Origin of the sequence: Streptomyces sp. NPDC008150 (assembly GCF_042956945.1) — a bacterium.
Taxonomy (GTDB): Bacteria; Actinomycetota; Actinomycetes; order Streptomycetales; family Streptomycetaceae; genus Streptomyces.
Window position 1 is genome coordinate 280,023 of record NZ_JBIBHJ010000006.1, and the last position, 18,869, is coordinate 298,891.

The 18,869-nt window shown below is 74.3% G+C and carries 2 protein-coding genes; both read left to right on the forward strand.

Features of this window, described 5'->3' with window-relative positions; translation table 11 throughout:
* The first annotated feature begins 41 nt into the window (after window positions 1-41).
* The gene (locus ACFZA0_RS17685; RefSeq protein WP_391017201.1) at window positions 42-254 is read left to right on the forward strand and encodes an MbtH family NRPS accessory protein; all 213 of its coding nucleotides are present in this window, start codon (window positions 42-44) and stop codon (window positions 252-254) included.
* 140 nt (window positions 255-394) lie between these two features.
* Complete coding sequence (locus ACFZA0_RS17690; RefSeq protein WP_391017202.1) at window positions 395-18,832, forward strand: non-ribosomal peptide synthase/polyketide synthase; 18,438 nt, start codon at window positions 395-397, stop codon at window positions 18,830-18,832.
* The last annotated feature ends 37 nt before the right edge of the window (window positions 18,833-18,869 follow it).

Genomic DNA, 18,869 nt, shown 5'->3' on the forward strand with positions numbered 1-18,869 from the left:
TGTGTGGGCGATCCCCACCCGACATCCAAGGAGAGAACGACATGAGCTACGAGAACCCGTTCGACCGGGCAGACGGCCGCTTCCACGTCCTGGTCAACCACGAGAACCAGCACTCCCTGTGGCCGGCCCACCTGGACGTGCCCGAGGGATGGGACGTCGTCTTCGGCGAGGACACGCGGGACGCGTGCCTGGAGTACGTCGAACGCTCCTGGACCGACCTGCGCCCGGCCAGCCTGATCGCCCTGCGCGGCTGAGCGCCCGCCACATTCCCCGGACCCGCGCCCTTCCGGTGCGTCCCCCGGGGCCGCGGCTTCCGCCCGCACCCACCCCGGCGCCTCCTCGTGCCGCTTCCGTCTCCGTACCGCCTTCCGCCCCGCACGACAGGAGTTGAATCGTGACGACCACCGAGCAGCCGATCTCCGCACCGTCCGCGGGCGCCGGTCCTTCGGCGATCCACACCCGGGTCGCCCACTGGGCCACCTCCCGCCCCGGGGCGACGGCGCTGATCAGTGGCGACGTCCGCACGACCTACGCGGACCTCGACGCGCGTGCGCGGCGGTGGGCGGGCGTGCTCGCCCGCAGGGTGCGGCCCGGGTCGGTCGTCGCGATCGACCTCCCCCGGGACACCACGCTCGTGGTCGCCGTGCTCGCGGTGCTCAGGGCGGGGGCGGCCTACACGATGCTGGACCCGGCCCTGCCCGCGGCGCGGCGCGAGGAGATCTGCCGACGCGCCGGCGTCGAGGTGGTCGTCAGCGACCGCGAAGGCGCCCACACGGACCGCACCGTCGTCACACCGCACGAGGCGGACCGGGCGGACACCGCACCGGCGGGCCCGGACGACGAACGGGCCGACGTGCGCCCGGACGATCTCGCCTGCCTGATGTTCACCTCGGGCTCGACCGGCGAGCCCAAGGGCGTGCTCGCCACCCACGCCGCGATCACGTCGACGCTCGTCGGACCGGGATTCGCCGACTTCGGGGCCGACCGGGTCTGGCTCCAGAGCTCGCCCGTGTCGTGGGACGCGTTCGCGCTGGAACTGTTCGGCGCGCTGCTGCACGGCGCCACCTGCGTGCTCCAGCCGGGGCACGCGCCGGAGCCGGCCGAGATCGCCGACCTCGTCGCGCGGCACGGCGTCGACACCGCCTACTTCTCCTCCGGCCTGCTGAACTTCCTCACCGACGACCGGCCCGAACTCTTCGGCCGGCTGCGCCAGGTGATGACCGGCGGCGAGGCCGTCTCGGCGCCGCACCTGCGGCGGCTGCTCGCGGCCCACCCGGGGCTGCGCCTGGTCAACGGCTACTCACCGGTCGAGAACATGATCTTCACGCTGTGCCACGACATCTCCGCGCTCGACTGCGAGCGGGACCTCGTCCCCGTGGGAAGCGCCCTGCCCGGCAAGGACGTCTACCTGCTCGACGCCCTGCTGCGACCGGTGCCCGACGGCACGGAGGGCGAGATCTACATGGCCGGCGACGCGCTCGCCGTGGGGTACCTCGGCCGCGGCGCGCCGACCGCCGAGCGGTTCGTCGCCCATCCGCTGGGCGGGCCCGGTGCGCGCATGTACCGCACCGGCGACCTGGGCGTGCGCGGGGCGGACGGCCTCGTGACGCTGCGCGGACGGTCCGACCGCCAGGTCAAGATCCGCGGCTTCCGCATCGAACCCGCTGAGGTGGCGGCCGCGCTGCTCCGCCACCAGGACGTCCTGGGCGCGCACGTCCTGGCCGCCGAGACGCGTTCCGGCGACCACCGCCTCGCCGCCTACGTCGTCACCGCGGGCCCCCTCGACGACGTAGCGCTGCGGGCGCACGCGGCGGCCGTGCTGCCCCGGCACCTGCGGCCCGCGACCTACACCGTCGTGGACGGCCTGCCGCTCACGCCCAACGGCAAGGTCGACGAGTCCGCGCTGCCCGCCCCGGAGTCCGGCCCGGCCGGCTCCTCGCACGAGCGGCCCGCCGACGGCACCGAGGAACGCCTGTGCGCCCTCGCGTCGGGTCTGCTGGAGACCGAAGTGGGCCCCGGCGACGACCTGTTCGCCCTGGGCGCCCACTCCCTGACGGCGATGGCCCTGCTCAGCCTGATCCAGCGGGAACTCGGCGTGCGCCTGCTCACCACGGACGTCTTCGACGCCGCAACCCCGCGCGCGCTGGCCGAACGCGTCGACGCCGCACGCGCCGCGGCCGGCCCCGGCGACGGCCGGACACCGCGCACGGCCCTGACCGCGACCCGACGGGACGACGGCCCGGCCGAACTGTCGTCGGCGCAGGCACGCCTGTGGCTGCTGCACCAGACCCAGGCGCCCGGCACGTACACCATCCCTCTGGTGCTGCGGCTGCGCGGTGTCCTCGACCACGACGCCCTGCGCGCCGCGGTGGGCGACGTCGTCGATCGGCACGAGGCCCTGCGCACGGTGTTCGTGCCGGTGGACGACGTCCCGCGGCAACGGATCGAGCCCGCGGGCACCGCACCCGCCTGGGCCGAGCCCAGCGACCTGACCGGCCTCCCGCGCGAGGACGCCGAGCGGCGGCTCGTGGAACTGACCACCGAGGCCGCCACCCGCCCGTGGGACCTCGCCACCGAACTGCCCGTGCGCGTCCATCCGGTCCGGCTCGCCGCGGACGACCACGCGCTGGTCCTCCTGCTGCACCACGTCGCCGCGGACGGATGGTCGACCGGGCCGCTGCTCACCGACCTCGCCACGGCCTACCGCGCCCGCCGTGCCGGACACGCCCCGCGACAGGAGCCGCTGCCCGTCCAGTACGCGGACTACGCGGCCTGGCAGCGCGCCGAACTCGCCTCGGGCGCCGCCGACAGCGAACTCCGCCACTGGGAGCGGACGCTGACGGGCCTTCAGGGCGAGGGCCTGCCGCTCACCGACCGCCCCCGGCCCGCGCTGCGCACCGGCGAGGGCGACACGGTGGACCTGCGTCTGTCCCCGGAGACGTACGCGCGTCTTGAGGTTCTGGCGGCGGAGCACGGGGTGACGTTGTTCATGGTGGTGCACGCGGCGTTGGCGGCGTTGTTGTCGCGGTTGGGTGCGGGGCCGGACGTGGCGGTGGGCACGGTGGTGGCGGGTCGTCGTGATCCGGTGCTGGACCGGTTGGTGGGGTTCTTCGTGAACACGTTGGTGCTGCGTACGGACACCGGGGGTGATCCGGGGTTCGACGAGTTGTTGCGTCGGGTGCGGGGGGTGGACCTGGCGGCGTACGACCATCAGGACGTGCCGTTCGACCAGGTGGTGGAGCACCTGAATCCGGACCGGGGTCTGTCCCGGCACCCGTTCTTCCAGGTCATGCTCGTCCTCCAGAACACCCCCGCGGAACAGGCCGACTTCGCCGGGCTCGACGTCGACCACACCGTGGTCGATCCCGCCCGCGCCAAGTTCGACCTCACCTTCGAACTGACCGAGACCCGGCCCCGCGACGGCGGCCCCGCCGCGCTGGAGGGCGTGCTGAAGTACGCCACCGACCTGTTCGACCGCGCCACCGCCGAGCGCACCGCGGCCATGCTGGTCCACTTCCTCGGCCAGGTCGCCGAGGCCCCCGGGACCCCGATCGGGGCGGTCCCCCTCCAGGACGCCGACGCGCGGGCCCGCGTGCTCGCGGCAGGGCGCCCCGCCGCCCCTGCCGCCCCGGTGGCCGAGACCGTGCACGGGGTGTTCACCGAGCAGGCCCGCCTGCGCGGCGACGCGACCGCCGTGATCGGCGAGGACACCACGCTGTCCTACGCCGAACTCGACGCGCGGGCCGACCGCCTCGCCCGCCACCTGCGCGCACGCGGCGTCGACGGGAGCCGCCCGGTCGGCGTGCTGTTCCCCCGCGACTCCCGGCTGGTGGTCGCCGTGCTCGCCGTGCTCAAGGCCGGCGCGCCGTACATGATGCTCGACCCGCGCTTCCCCGCCGAGCGGCTGGCCGCCATGGCCGGACAGGCCGGTGTCGAACACGTCGTCACCGCGGAGCCCGCCGACCGGCTGCTCGACCGTCCCGGTCTCGGCGCACTGGACTTGATCGACGTCGTCGCCGAGGCCGACGCGATCGCCGCCCTTCCCGTCGGCGCTCCGGGTGTGGGTGTGTGTGGGGGTGATGCGGTGTGTGTGATGTTCACGTCGGGTTCGACGGGGCGTCCGAAGGGGGTGCGGGCGTCGCACGGTGCGGTGGTTGCGACGTTGTGCGGTCAGGGTTTTGCGGGGTTCGGGCCGGATGAAGTGTGGTTGCAGTGTTCTCCGGTGTCGTGGGACGCGTTCGCGTTGGAGTTGTTCGGGGCGTTGTTGCACGGTGGGGTGTGTGTGCTGGCGCCGGGGCATGTGGCTGATCCGGCGGTGATCGCTGATCTGGTGCGGGTTCATGGTGTGAGCACGGTGCATTTGTCGGCGAGTCTGCTGAATCACATGGTGGATGAGTTCTTGGGTGTGTTCGGGTCGGTGCGGTGTGTGCTGACGGGTGGTGAGGCTGCTTCGGTGGGGCATGTGGGGCGGTTGTTGGGGGCTTATCCGGGGCTGCGGTTGGTGAATGGGTATGCGCCGGTGGAGAACATGATTTTCGCGTTGTGTCATGAGGTGCGGGTGGGGGTGTGTGGGCGGGTGCCGGTGGGGCGTCCGTTGGCGGGGAAGTCGGTGTATGTGCTGGATGGTTTGTTGGGTCCGGTGCCGGTGGGGGTGCCGGGGGAGTTGTACATGTCGGGTCCGGGTCTTGCCGAGGGGTATGTGGGGCAGGCGGGGGCGACGGCGGAGCGGTTTGTCGCTGATCCGTTTGCCGGTGGTGGTCGGCGGATGTATCGGACGGGGGATGTGGGGCGGTGGCTCGGTGACGGGTCGCTGGAGTTGCTGGGGCGTGCCGACGATCAGGTGAAGGTGCGGGGCTACCGCATCGAACCCGCCGAGATCGAGGCGGCCCTCACCCGCCACCCGGCCGTGCGCTCGGCCGTGGTCGCGGCCCGCGCCGAGGGCATGCCCGAGGGCGAACTCCGCCTGGTGGCCTACGTCGTGGGCAGCCCCGAGCTGACCGAGGCCGGCCTGCGGGCCCACGCCGCGTCCGTGCTCCCCGAGCACCTGCGGCCCGGCGTGTACGTCCCGATCGACGCGCTGCCGCTGACCGCCAACGGCAAGCTCGACCGCGCCGCGCTGCCGGAACCGCCGCTGCCCGGGACCACCGGGCGCCGTACACCCGGCGACGCGCGGGAACAGATCGTGTGCGCCCAGGCCGCCGCGGTCCTCGGCCTCACCGACGAGCAGGTCGCGGCCGACGACAACTTCTTCGCCCTCGGCGGCCACTCGCTGCTCGCCGCGAAGTTCGCGAGCCGCCTGCGCCCGCTGCTGGGTGCCGAGGTCGGCGTGCGGGACGTCTTCGCCGCCGCCACCCTCGCCGATCTCGCCGCCGGGCTCTCCGGGGACGCCCCCCGCCGCCCGCTGGACCGCCGGCCGCGCCCGGAGCGCATCCCGCTCTCGCCCGCCCAGGCCAGGCTGTGGTTCCTCGGCCAACTGGACACCCGCGACGGCGCCTACCAGGTGGCGAACACGATCGACCTCGGTCCCGCCGCCGACGTCGACGCGCTGCGGTCGGCGCTCGCCGACCTCGTCGCGCGCCACGAGATCCTGCGCACCCGCTACCCCGCCGTCGAGGGCCGGCCCCGCCAGCTGATCGACGACGCCGCGCCCGTCCCCCTCGCCGTCCGGGACGTCCCGGCCGCCGAGCGCGCGGCCGCCGTCGCCGCCGCGGCGCGCACCCCCTTCGCACTGGCCGAACACCACCCGCTGCGGGCCGAGGTGCTGCGCTGCGAGGGGACCCACACCCTCGTCCTCGTGCTGCACCACATCGCCTGCGACGGCTGGTCCATGCCCGTCCTCGTGGACGACCTGGCCACCGCCTACACCGCACGCCGCGCGGGCCGGACCCCGCAGTGGTCCCCGCTGCCCGTCCAGTACGCGGACTACGCGCTGTGGCAGGCCCCCACACCGGAGTCCGAGAAGCGGTTCGAGGACCAGCTCCGGCACTGGGAGGACACCCTCTCCGGCGCCCCCGGCCTCCTCGCGCTCCCCACCGACCGCGGCCGCCCCGGCGACCCCACCCACGCGGGCGCCACCGTGCCGTTCCACCTCGACGCCCGGCTGCGCGAGCGGCTCGTCGCCCTGGCCCGCACGAGCGGCGTCACTCCCTTCATGGTGCTGCACGCCGCCTACGCGGCTCTGCTGACCCGGCTCGGCTCCGGCGAGGACCTGCCCATCGGCACCGTCGTCGCCGGACGCGACGACCCCGCCCTCGACGACATGATCGGGTTCTTCACCAACACCGTCGTGCTGCGCACCGACACCGGCGGCGACCCGACGTTCCGTGAACTCCTGGCGCGTGTGCGGGAAGTGAACCTCGCCGCCCACGACAACGCCGACGTCCCCTTCGAGCAGGTCGTCGAACGGCTGGCCCCGGCGCGCGGCGACCACCACCCGCTGTTCCAGACCATGCTGGTGCTCCAGAACAACGAACGGGCCGAGGCCGCGGTGGGCGACGGGAGCTGGCGGACCGTCCCGGTGCCCAACGAACAGTCCAAGTTCGACCTGACCGTCGCCCTGGAGGAAACGGCCGAAGGGTTCGACGGGCACGCCGAGTTCGCCACCGAGCTCTTCGACCCGACGACCGTGTCACGGCTGCTGCGGCGCTTCGGCATCCTGCTCGACGCGGTGACCCGCGACCCGGACACACGGCTGGCGGCGATGCCCGTGGCGGACGGCGCGGAGCTGGACACCGTGCTGCGGTGGGGCACGCCCGCCGCCCACGACACCGAGGACCGCACCGTGGTCGGGGCGATCGCCCGGCAGGCCGCCCTGCGCCCCGGAGCCACGGCCGTCGTGGCGGGAGCGGACCGGCTCACCTACGGCGAACTCGACGCACGGGCCGACCGGTTCGCCGGCTGGCTGGCCGCCGCCGGTGTGCGTCCCGGCGACGTCGTGCCGGTACTGCTCGACCGCGACGCGGACCTCGTCGTCTCGGTCCTCGGTGTGCTCAAGGCAGGCGCCGCGTACACCCTCCTCGACCCCGCCCTCCCGCGGGAGCGCATCCGCTCCGTCACCGCCGAGGCGGGCGCCGCGGTCCTGGTCTCGGACTCCCGCCACCGCGGCGCGGCTCCGGCACACCTGCGCGTCGTGGACCCCGCGGCGGCCGACACGGTCCCCGCGATGTCCGCTCCGGGTGTGGGTGTGTGTGGGGGTGATGCGGTGTGTGTGATGTTCACGTCGGGTTCGACGGGGCGTCCGAAGGGGGTGCGGGCGTCGCACGGTGCGGTGGTTGCGACGTTGTGCGGTCAGGGTTTTGCGGGGTTCGGGCCGGACGAGGTGTGGTTGCAGTGTTCTCCGGTGTCGTGGGACGCGTTCGCGTTGGAGTTGTTCGGGGCGTTGTTGCACGGTGGGGTGTGTGTGCTGGCGCCGGGGCATGTGGCTGATCCGGCGGTGATCGCTGATCTGGTGCGGGTTCATGGTGTGAGCACGGTGCATTTGTCGGCGAGTCTGCTGAATCACATGGTGGATGAGTTCTTGGGTGTGTTCGGGTCGGTGCGGTGTGTGCTGACGGGTGGTGAGGCTGCTTCGGTGGGGCATGTGGGGCGGTTGTTGGGGGCTTGTCCGGGGCTGCGGTTGGTGAATGGGTATGCGCCGGTGGAGAACATGATTTTCGCGTTGTGTCATGAGGTGCGGGTGGGGGTGTGTGGGCGGGTGCCGGTGGGGCGTCCGTTGGCGGGGAAGTCGGTGTATGTGCTGGATGGTTTGTTGGGTCCGGTGCCGGTGGGGGTGCCGGGGGAGTTGTACATGTCGGGTCCGGGTCTTGCCGAGGGGTATGTGGGGCAGGCGGGGGCGACGGCGGAGCGGTTTGTGGCGGATCCGTTTGCCGGTGGTGGTCGGCGGATGTATCGGACGGGGGATGTGGGGCGGTGGCTCGGTGACGGGTCGCTGGAGTTGCTGGGGCGTGCCGACGATCAGGTGAAGGTGCGGGGCTACCGCATCGAACCCGCCGAGGTCACCGCGGCCCTGGCCGCCCACCCGCAGGTGCGCCGCTGCGCGGTCGTGGTCCGCGACGCCGAGGCCGCGGGGGAGAAGATCCTCGTCGGCTACGTGGTGCCGGAGCGGCCCGAGGCCCCGCCCGCCGAGACCGATCTGCGGTCCTTCACGGCCCAGCGGCTGCCGCGGTACCTGCGCCCCTCGGCCTTCGTCGTCCTGGACGACCTTCCCGTGACGGCCAACGGCAAGCTCGACCGCGCCGCGCTCCCCGCGCCGCCGCCGGCCGCCGTCACCGACGACACGCCCCGCACCGCCCGCGAGGAGATCCTCTGCGCGCTCTTCGCCGACGTGCTGTCCCTGCCCGCCGACCGGGTCGGCCCCGGATCGGGCTTCTTCGACCTCGGCGGACACTCCCTGCGCGCGGCGACCCTGGCCGCGCGGGTCCGCGCCGAACTCGGCGTCGAGCTGCCCGTACGGACCCTGTTCGACCACCCGACGCCCGGCGGCCTCGCCGGCGTCCTGGGCGACACCGCCGCAGCGCACCCCGCCCCGGTCACCCGCCCGCGGCCCGACCGGGTGCCGCTGTCACCCGCCCAGGCCCGGCTCTGGTTCCTGGACCGGGTGAACGGACCCGACGCGTCGTACCACGTGACCTGGTCCGTCCGGCTCGACCGGCCGGTGCGGCCCGGACCGCTGCGCGCGGCGGTGGCCGACGTCGTCGGCCGCCACGAGGCACTGCGCACCGTGTTCGTGGAGGAGGGCGACCGGCCGTACCAGCGGGTCGTGCCGGAGAGCGACACCTACCCCGGCCTGGTCGGCGAACTCCGCGACGACGACGAGGTCGCCGCCTGGAGCGCCGCCCCGTTCGACCTCGGCGCCGACCTGCCGATCCGGGTCGCGCTCGTCGGGGACACGGGGGACCGGTTCGCCGTGGTCCTGCACCACATCGCGACCGACGGAGCCTCCGTGCGCCCGCTGCTCGACGACCTCGCCACCGCCTACGCGGCGCGTGCGGCGGGCACGGCGCCCACCTGGCCGGCACTGCCGGTCCAGTACGCCGACTACACCCTGTGGCAGCGCGACCTGCTCGGCGCACCCGACGACCCCGGCAGCGTCGGGGACCGTCAACTCGGCTACTGGCAGGAGCAGTTGAACGGCCTGGACGGATCGAACGCCCTGCCCGCCGACCTGGCTCCCGCCGAAGCCCCTACGCACCGGGCGGACACTGTCCCGGTGACCCTGGACCCCGCCGAACTGACCCGTCTCGAGGGTCTGGCGGCGGAGCACGGGGTGACGTTGTTCATGGTGGTGCACGCGGCGTTGGCGGCGTTGTTGTCGCGGTTGGGTGCGGGGCCGGACGTGGCGGTGGGCACGGTGGTGGCGGGTCGTCGTGATCCGGTGCTGGACCGGTTGGTGGGGTTCTTCGTGAACACGCTGGTGCTGCGTACGGACACCGGGGGTGATCCGGGGTTCGACGAGTTGTTGCGTCGGGTGCGGGGGGTGGACCTGGCGGCGTACGACCATCAGGACGTGCCGTTCGACCAGGTGGTGGAGCACCTGAATCCGGACCGGGGTCTGTCCCGGCACCCGTTCTTCCAGGTCATGCTCGTCCTCCAGAACGGCTCCCGCGAGGGCCTGGAACTCGGCGCCGCCCACGGCGTACTGACTCCCGTGGCCAACCCGACGGCGAAGTTCGACCTGTCCGTCGGACTCACGGCGGACGAGGACGGCCTCCACGGCGGTATCGAGTTCGACGGGGACGTCTTCGAGCGCGGAAGCGTACTGCTGATCGCCGCACGGCTGACCCGGCTGCTCACCGCCGTGACCCGCACCCCCGGCCTCCCGCTCTCCCGCTTCGACGTGCTGGAACCGGAGGAGCGGCAGGCACTGACCCCGGGCACCACCCGTGCCCCCGACGCGCGGGGCGTCGTCCACGAACTGTTCGCCGCCCAGGCCGCCCGCACCCCGCACGCCGTCGTCGTCCGCGGCGAACGGGACCTCACCTACGCCGAACTGGCCTCGCGCAGCGCCTCGGTGGCACGCCGGCTGCGTGCGGCGGGCATCCGTCGCGGAGACGTCGTCGCGATCCACCGCCCCCGGGACACCGAGGCGGTCGCCGCCCTGCTCGGCGTGCTGCGCGCGGGCGCGGCCTACACGATGATCGACCCGACCCACCCCGCCGAACGCGTCGCCCGCATCGTCGCCCTGTCCGGCGCCCGGCTCGTCGTCGGCGACCCCGTGCCCGCGCCGGACGGGCAGGCGCCCCTCCCGGTGCTGTCCGACGAGGACGGCGCGGCACAGGACGCGGACGCACCCGGCGACGAACCCGTCGTGCTGCCCGCCGACGCGGCCTGCCTGATGTTCACCTCCGGTTCGACCGGCACCCCCAAGGGCGTGCTGACCCCGCACCGGGCGCTCGTGGCGACCCTGCGGGGCCAGGACTACGCCGGATTCGCCGAGGGCGAGGTCTGGCTGCAGACCGCCCCGGTGTCCTGGGACGCCTTCGCCACGCAGCTGCTCGGACCGCTGCTCTCCGGCGGCACCTGCGTCCTGTATCCCGACCACCACGTCGACCCCGACGACATCGCGCGGCTCGTCCAGGAGCACGGGGTCACGGTGCTGGACGCCTCGGCGAGCCTGTTCAACCACCTGCTCGACCACCACCCGGCCGTCTTCTCCACCGTCCGCCGCGCCCTGACCGGAGGCGAACCCGCGTCCGGCGCCCACGTGGCGCGGGCCCTGCGCACCTACCCGGCCGTCACGGTCGTCAACGGCTACGGGCCGGTGGAGAGCACCGGCTTCACCACCCGGCACGTGGTCACCCCCGCCGACGAGGGCAAGCCGTCGGTACCCATCGGCACACCCCTGGCGGGCAAGGCGTGCCACGTCCTCGACCACCGCATGCAGCCCGTCCCGACCGGCGCCGTCGGCGAGGTGTACGTCTCCGGCGCGGGCCTCGCCCACGGCTACGCGGGACGGCCCGGCACCACCGCCACCCGGTTCGTCGCTCTCCCCGGTGCCGCGCCCGGCGAGCGTGCCTACCGCACCGGCGACCTCGCGCGCCGCCGGCCGGACGGCACCCTGGAGTTCCACGGCCGCGCCGACGACCAGGTCAAGCTGCACGGCTACCGCGTCGAACCCGGCGAGGTGCGCGCCGCCGTCGTCCGCCAGCCCGGCGTCACCGACGCCGCCGTGGTCGTCCACGGCACCGGTACGGAGGCGCGACTGACCGCCTACCTGACGGGCGACTGCGACACGGAGCAGGTGCGTGCGGGCGTCGCCGCCGTCCTCCCGTCCTACCTGCGCCCGGCCGCGTACGTCGCGCTGCCCGAACTGCCGCTCACCGTCAACGGCAAGCTGGACCGCGCCGCACTGCCCGAACCGGAGGCCGGGACACCGGCCGGGGCCGCCCGCCGGGCGGGCCGCTCACCGCGCGAGGACATCCTGTGCGCGCTCTTCGCGGACGTGCTGGGACGGCCCGCCGACACCGTCGGCCGGGACGACGACTTCTTCCGCCTGGGCGGACACTCGCTGCTCGCCGCCCGTCTGACGGCCCGCGTGCGCACGGCACTCGGCGTCGACATCAAGGTCCGCGACGTGTTCGAGACGCCCACCCCGGCGGCCCTCGCGACCCGGTCGGCACACACGGACACCGGCCGGGCCCGGCGCCCCCTGACCCCGCGCGTGCGCCCGGACCGGCCGCCGCTGTCCTACGCGCAGTCCCGGCTGTGGTTCCTCGACCGCGCACGGGAGGCGGGAGCCGCGTACAACGTGCCCGTCGCCCTGCGCATGACCGGCGACCTCGACACCGACGCGCTGCGCGCCGCGCTGGACGACGTGGTCGCCCGGCACGAGGTCCTGCGCACCACGTTCGCCGAGCACGACGGCACACCCTGGCAGCGCGTGCGCCCGGCGGCGGAAGCCCACCTCGCGTTCGAGACGGCACGGACCACGCCGGACGGCGTCGACGACCTGCTGACCGCCTTCGCCGGGCGGGTGTTCGACCTCGCCGGGGAACTCCCGGTGCGCGCCCTGCTGGTCAGCACCGATTCGCTCCCCGCACCGGACGCGGACGAGCAGTGCCACGTCCTGCTCCTGGTCATGCACCACATCGCCGCCGACGGCTGGTCGATGCGGCCCCTGCTGGACGACCTCTCCCGCGCCTACGCGGACCGGGCGGCCGGCCGGACCCCCGACCCGCGACCGCTGCCCGTCTCCTACGCCGACTACGCCCTGTGGCAGGCGGAGGAGCTCTCCGGCACCGCACTCGACGAGCAGATCGACTACTGGTCGAAGGCGCTGGACGGCATGCCCGACTGCCTCGCCCTCCCGGCGGACGGCACTCGCCAGGGCCACGGCACACCGGCCGGCGGCACGGTGGACCTGCGGCTCCCGGCACCGGTCCACCAGGCACTGCTCGCGATCGCCCGGGAGACCGGGGCGACGCTGTTCATGGTGCTCCAGGCCGCCTTCGCCGGGCTGCTCACCCGGCTGGGCGCGGGCAGCGACATCCCCCTCGGCACGCCCGTCGCCGGACGGCCGGTGGAGGCGCTGGACGACGTCGTCGGCTTCTTCGTCAACACCCTCGTGCTGCGCACCGACACCGGCGGCGATCCCACCTTCCGCGACCTGGTCGCACGAGTGCGCCGGACCGACCTCGACGCCTACGACCACGCCGACCTGCCCTTCGAGCGACTCGTCGAGGCACTCAACCCGCCCCGGCGCGGCGACCGGCAGCCGCTCTTCCAGACGATGCTGGTGCTCCAGAACAACGCCGAGGCCACCGTCGAGCTGCCGGGCCTGCGCACGGACGTCGAGACGGTCACCCCCGGCGCCGCCAAGTTCGACCTGACCCTCGGTCTGGTCGAGGAACCGTCGGGCGGTGGGCTCGGCGGCACGCTGGAGTACCGCGCGGACCTGTTCAGCGCCGAGGCGGCCCGCGGCATCACCGAGCGGTTCGAACGGCTGCTCACCGCGGTCGCCGCCGACCCCGGCACCCGGCTCGGCGCGATCGACCTGCTCGGCGCCGACGAACGCCGGGGCCTCGTCGGCACGACGCCGCACCCCCGCCGGGAGGACCTGGAGACGGGCCTGTTCGACCTCGTCGCACGCCAGGCCGACCGTCGGCCCGAGGCGGTCGCGGTCGTCGGCGGCACCGAGCGGCTCACCTACCGCGCACTGACCGACCGCGCCCTGCGCACCGCCGGTGAACTCCGCGACCTCGGCGTACGCCCCGGGGACGTGGTCGGCGTCCTGGCCGACCGCGACACCGACGCGGTCGTCGCGGTGCTCGCCGCCCTGGCCGCCGGAGCGGGCTGCACCATGCTCGACCCCCGCCTCCCCGACCGGCGCCTCGCCGAACTGGTGGACCAGGCCGCCGTGCGCGTCGTCCAGACCCGCACGGCCCAGGCCGGACGCCTGTCCGAAGTCGCTGCGCGCCCCCTGGTCCTGGACGACCCGCACACCGTCCGCCGGACGGCCGCCCGGCCGGCCACCGCGCCCGACGCGCACGTCACCGGCGACGACCTCGCGTTCGTCGTCTTCACCTCCGGATCCACCGGACGCCCCAAGGGGGTCGCGGCCACGCACCGAGCGGTGGCCGCCACCCTCCTCGGCCAGACCTTCGCCGACCTCGGCGAGGACTCGGTGTGGCTCCAGTGCGCCCCCGTGCCGTGGGACGCCTTCCTGCTGGAGCTGTTCGGCCCCCTGCTGAACGGGGGGACCTGCGTCCTGCAACCCGGACCCGTGCCCGACCCGGCGCTGATGGCCGGGCTGATCGCCGAACACGGCGTCGACACGCTGCACGTCTCGGCGAGCCTGCTCAACGTCATCACCGACGACTACCCGGACGTCTTCGTCACCGCCGACGGCCCGACCTCCGTACGGCAGGTCATGACCGGCGGCGAGGCCGCCTCCCCGACCCACCTGGCCCGGCTGCTCGCCCTGCGCCCCGACCTGCGCCTGGTCAACGGGTACTCACCCGTCGAGAACATGATCTTCGCGCTGACGCACGACGTCACACCGGGCGACTGCGACAGGCCCGTCCCGGTGGGCCGTCCGCTCGCCGGCAAGACCTGCTTCCTGCTGGACGACCACCTCGAACCGCTGCCCCCGGGAGCCGTCGGCGAGCTCTACATGAGCGGTCCCGGTCTCGCCCACGGCTACCTCGGCCAGGGCGCCGCCACCGCCGAACGCTTCGTCGCCTGCCCCTGGGGCGCCCCCGGCGGGCGCATGTACCGCACGGGCGACCTGGGACGCCTGCGCCCGGACGGCACGGTCGAGTTCCACGGCCGGGCCGACACCCAGATCAAGATCCGCGGATTCCGCGTCGAGCCCGCCGAGGTGCAGGCCGCGCTCAACCGCCACGACGGCGTGCGGGACAGCGCCGTGCTCGCCCTGACCCGCGACGGCGACCGGCGCCTCGTGGCACACGTCGCAGGCGGGCCGGGACTCGACCCCGCCCGCCTGCGCGACCACGTCGCCCGCGAACTGCCCGACCACCTCCGGCCGTCGGAGTACGTGTTCCTCGACCGGCTCCCGGTCAACGCCAACGGCAAACTGGACCGGGCCGCGCTCGCCGCCCTGCCCCCGCAGCCCGTCGAGACCTCCCCGCGGCGTCCGGTCCGCGCGCCGCGCACCACGGCGGAGCAGACCGTGGCGGCACTCTTCTCCGACGTCCTGGGCCGCCCCGGAGACGTCGGCGTCGACGAGGACTTCTTCGCCCTCGGCGGCCACTCGCTCCTCGCGATCAAGCTGATCAGCCGCATCCGCGCCACGCTGGGCGCCGAGATCACGGTGGCCGCCCTGTTCGCCGATCCGACGGTCGCGGGCGTGGCCCGCGCCCTGCGCACCGGCGACCGGGGCCGGCCCCCGCTGCGCCCCGCCGACCGCCCGGCACGCCTGCCGCTGTCCGCCGCCCAGCAGCGGCTGTGGTTCGTCAACCGCGTCGACGGCCCCGACGCCGGCTCCGGCTACGCGGTCCCCGTCGCCCTGCGGCTCTCCGGCCCGCTCGACACGCGGGCGCTGCACGCCGCCGTCATGGACGTGCTCGCGCGTCACGAGGCCCTGCGGACCGTCTTCCCGGACGCCGACGGGGAGCCCGTCCAGGAGATCCTGCCGCCGCACTCGTGCGGCCTGTCCTTCACCGAGACGGACACCACTCCCGAGGATCTGGACGACGTCCTGCGCGCCGCGATCGACGAGCCGTTCGACCTCTCCCGCGACCTGCCCCTGCGGGTGCGCCTGGCCCACCTGGGACCCGACGAGCGCGTGCTGCTCCTGGTGCTGCACCACATCGCCTGCGACGGCTGGTCGCTGGCACCGCTCCTGGCGGACCTGGGCCGCGCCTACGCCGCCCGAGCCGACGGCACACCTCCGCGGTGGAGCCCGCTCCCCGTCCAGTACGCCGACTACACGCTGTGGCAGCGCGAACTGCTCGGCAGGGCCGACGACCCCGACAGCCTCGTCGCCGTACAGACGCGCTTCTGGCGGGAGACCCTCGCCGGTCTTCCCGACGAACTCGAACTCCCCACCGACCGGCCGCGCTCGCAACCGGTGTCCGCCACCGGGTCCGTCACCGACGTGGAACTCGACGCCGAACTGCACGCCGCCCTGCTCGACCTGTGCGGCCGGCACCACGGCACCCTCTTCATGGCTCTCCAGGCGGGCTTCGCCGCACTCCTGTCGCGGCTGGGCGCCGGCGACGACATCCCCATCGGCGCACCGGTGGCGGGCCGTCCCGACGACGCGCTCGACGACCTGGTCGGCTTCTTCGTCAACAACCTCGTCCTGCGCACCGACGTCAGCGGCGACCCCGGCTTCGGCGACCTGCTCGACCGGGTCCGCGCGGCCGACCTCGCCGCGTTCGACCACGCCGACCTGCCCTTCGAACGGCTCGTCGAGGAGCTCAACCCGCAACGGTCCCTGCTGCGCCACCCCCTGTTCCAGGTGATGCTCATCCTCCAGAACACCGCGGAGGCCGACCCGTGCCTGCCCGGGACGAGGGCCCGGCTCCATCCGCTCGACACCGGCTCGGCCGCCTTCGACCTGCTGCTGGGCCTGCGCGAACGGCGCGCCCCGGACGGCGCCCCCGCCGGCATCACGGGCCAACTGTCCTACCGTGACGACCTGTTCGACGCGGAAACCGTCCGCCGACTGGTCGGCCGGTACGTCCGGCTGCTGCGCGCCGCCGTTGCCGCCCCGGAGCTCCCGGTCTCCCGGCTGCCGGTCCTGGACGACGCCGAGCGGACCTGGCTCCTGACGGAACTCAACGACACGGCAGCGCCGGCCGAAGTGAACAGTGTCCTCGACCTGATCGACCGGCAGATCCACGCGGCGCCGGACCACGTGGCGGCCGCCGCCGGCGGCGTCGAGCTGACCTACGGCGAACTCGGCGCGCGCGCCGACCGGCTGGCCCACGAACTGCGGGCACGCGGGGCCGGGCCGGAGACGTTCGTCGCCCTCAGCCTGCCGCGTTCCGCGGAACTCGTCGTCGCCGTGCTCGCGGTGCTGCGGGCCGGCGCCGCCTACCTGCCCCTCGACCCCGCCTACCCGGCACACCGCATCAGCCAGATGCTTCAGGACGCGCGCCCCGTGCTCTGCCTGACGGCGGGCGACTCCGCCCCCGACCTGGGCGGCACACCCGTGCTCGACCTGGCGGACCCTGCCACGGCCGCCGCCGTCGCCGCCCGCCCCGCCACCCCGCTCGGCCACGTCCCGGCGCCCGCCGATCCCGCGTACGTCATCTTCACCTCGGGCTCCACCGGCCGGCCCAAGGGTGTCGTGGTCACCCACGGCAACCTCGCCGACTTCGCCGAATGGGCGGTCCGCGACGTGGGCCCGGACCTGCTGGCACGCACCCTGTTCTCGACGTCGCTCAACTTCGACGTGTCGGTGTTCGAACTCTTCGGGACGCTGTCCTGCGGCGGCAGGCTGGACATCGTGCCCAACCTGCTGGCACTCCTCGACCAGGAGTGGTCCGGCACCCTGATCAGCGCCGTCCCGTCCGTGCTCGGGCTCGTCGTGGGCCGTGAGGACCTGCGCATCGACGCACGTATGGTGGCCCTGTGCGGGGAGGCCGTCCCGCCCGACCTCGTGCGTCACGTCCGCCGCGCCGTGCCCGGCGCCCGGGTGGTCAACATCTACGGTCCGACCGAGTCGACCGTGTACGCGACCGCCGAGGTCCTCGACGAGGCGGCCGACGCGACGGGCAGGCCGATGATCGGGAGCCCCACCCGCAACCGCCGGGCCTACGTCCTGGACGAGTGGCTGCGCCCCGTTCCCCCCGGTGTCACCGGTGAGCTGTACCTGGCCGGGGCCGGTGTGGTCCGCGGCTACCTAGACCGGCCCGGACTGACCGCGAGCCGTTTCGTGGCCGCGCCGTTCGCCGCCCCCGGCGAGCGGATGTACCGCACCGGCGACCGCGCCCGGTGGACCGCGGACGGCAGGCTCGACTTCCTCGGCCGCCTCGACGACCAGGTCAAGGTCCGCGGCTTCCGCATCGAACTCGGCGAGATCGACAGCGCCCTCGCCGGCCACCCGCACGTCTCCGGCGCGGCCACCGTCGTGCGCGAGGACCGCCCCGGCGACCGCCGCCTGGTCTCCTACGTCGTGCCGGACGCCGGGGCCGGCGCCCACGACGGCGCACCCGACCCCGCGGCCCTGCGGGCGCACGCGGCGGAACGGCTCCCGGAGTACATGGTCCCGACCCACGTCGTCGTGCTCGACGCGCTGCCGCTGCACGCCAACGGCAAGCTCGACCGCGCCTCCCTGCCGGCCCCGCACGTCACCGGCGGCGCGGAGCGCAGGAAGCCCCACAACCGGGAGGAGGCCGTCCTCTGCGCACTGTTCGCCGAGATCCTCGGCATCGAGGAGCCCGGCTGCGACGACGCGTTCTTCGACCTGGGAGGACATTCCCTGCTGGCAGCCAGGCTGCTGTCGCGCATCCGTGACGAGCTCGGTGTCACCCTCGGCATGCGGTCGGTCTTCGAGGCGCCCACCCCCGCAGCCCTCGCCCGGCTCGTCACCCGGGCCGGCACCACGCGGACGGACACGGACGACGGGCTCGCCCCCCTGCTGACCCTGCGGGCGACGGGCAGCGGGGACCCCCTGTTCTGCGTGCACCCCGCCGCCGGCATCGGCTGGGTCTACTCGGGACTGCTGCGCCACGTCGACCGCCCCGTCCACGCGCTCCAGGCCCGCGGTCTGACCCGGCCCGACGAGCGCCCCGCCGACCTGGACACCCTGGTCGACGACTACCTGGCACGGCTGCGGTCGGCGCACCCCACGGGCCCCTACCACCTCCTGGGCTGGTCCCTGGGAGCCACCGTCGCGCACGGCATCGCCGCACGCCTCACCGAGCAGGGCGAACACGTCGCCTCGCTCACCCTGCTCGACGGCTACCCCGACCCGCGCCCCGGTGCGGAGCGCCCCGACCCGCGCGACCCCGCCACCCTCGCCGCGCTCCTCGACTCGCTCGGCTACCCGGCGGCGGGCCCCGGACCGCTCGACTGGGACCGGTTCCGCGCGCGGGTGCGCGAGGAGGCCGGACCGCTGGCCACCGTCGCCGCACCACGACTGGAAGCACTCGCCGAGGTGTTCGCCGACTCACTGACCCTGCGCCACGCCGAACCGCTCGGCGTCGCCCGGACCGACACCCTCTTCGTCCGCGCGAGCCACCGCGCGCCGCAGGACCCCAGCACCCCCGACGCCTGGCACCCGTGGCTGGACGGACCGATGCGGGTCCACGACGTGGCCTGCGCCCACGGCGCCATGACCCGGCCGGGCCCGATCGACCGCATCGGTGAACTCGTCCGCCTGCACCTCGCGTCCTCGTCCGCCGGCACCTCGAACCGGTGACGGCACCCCCTATCCAGCGTTACCCGTGCCACGACCA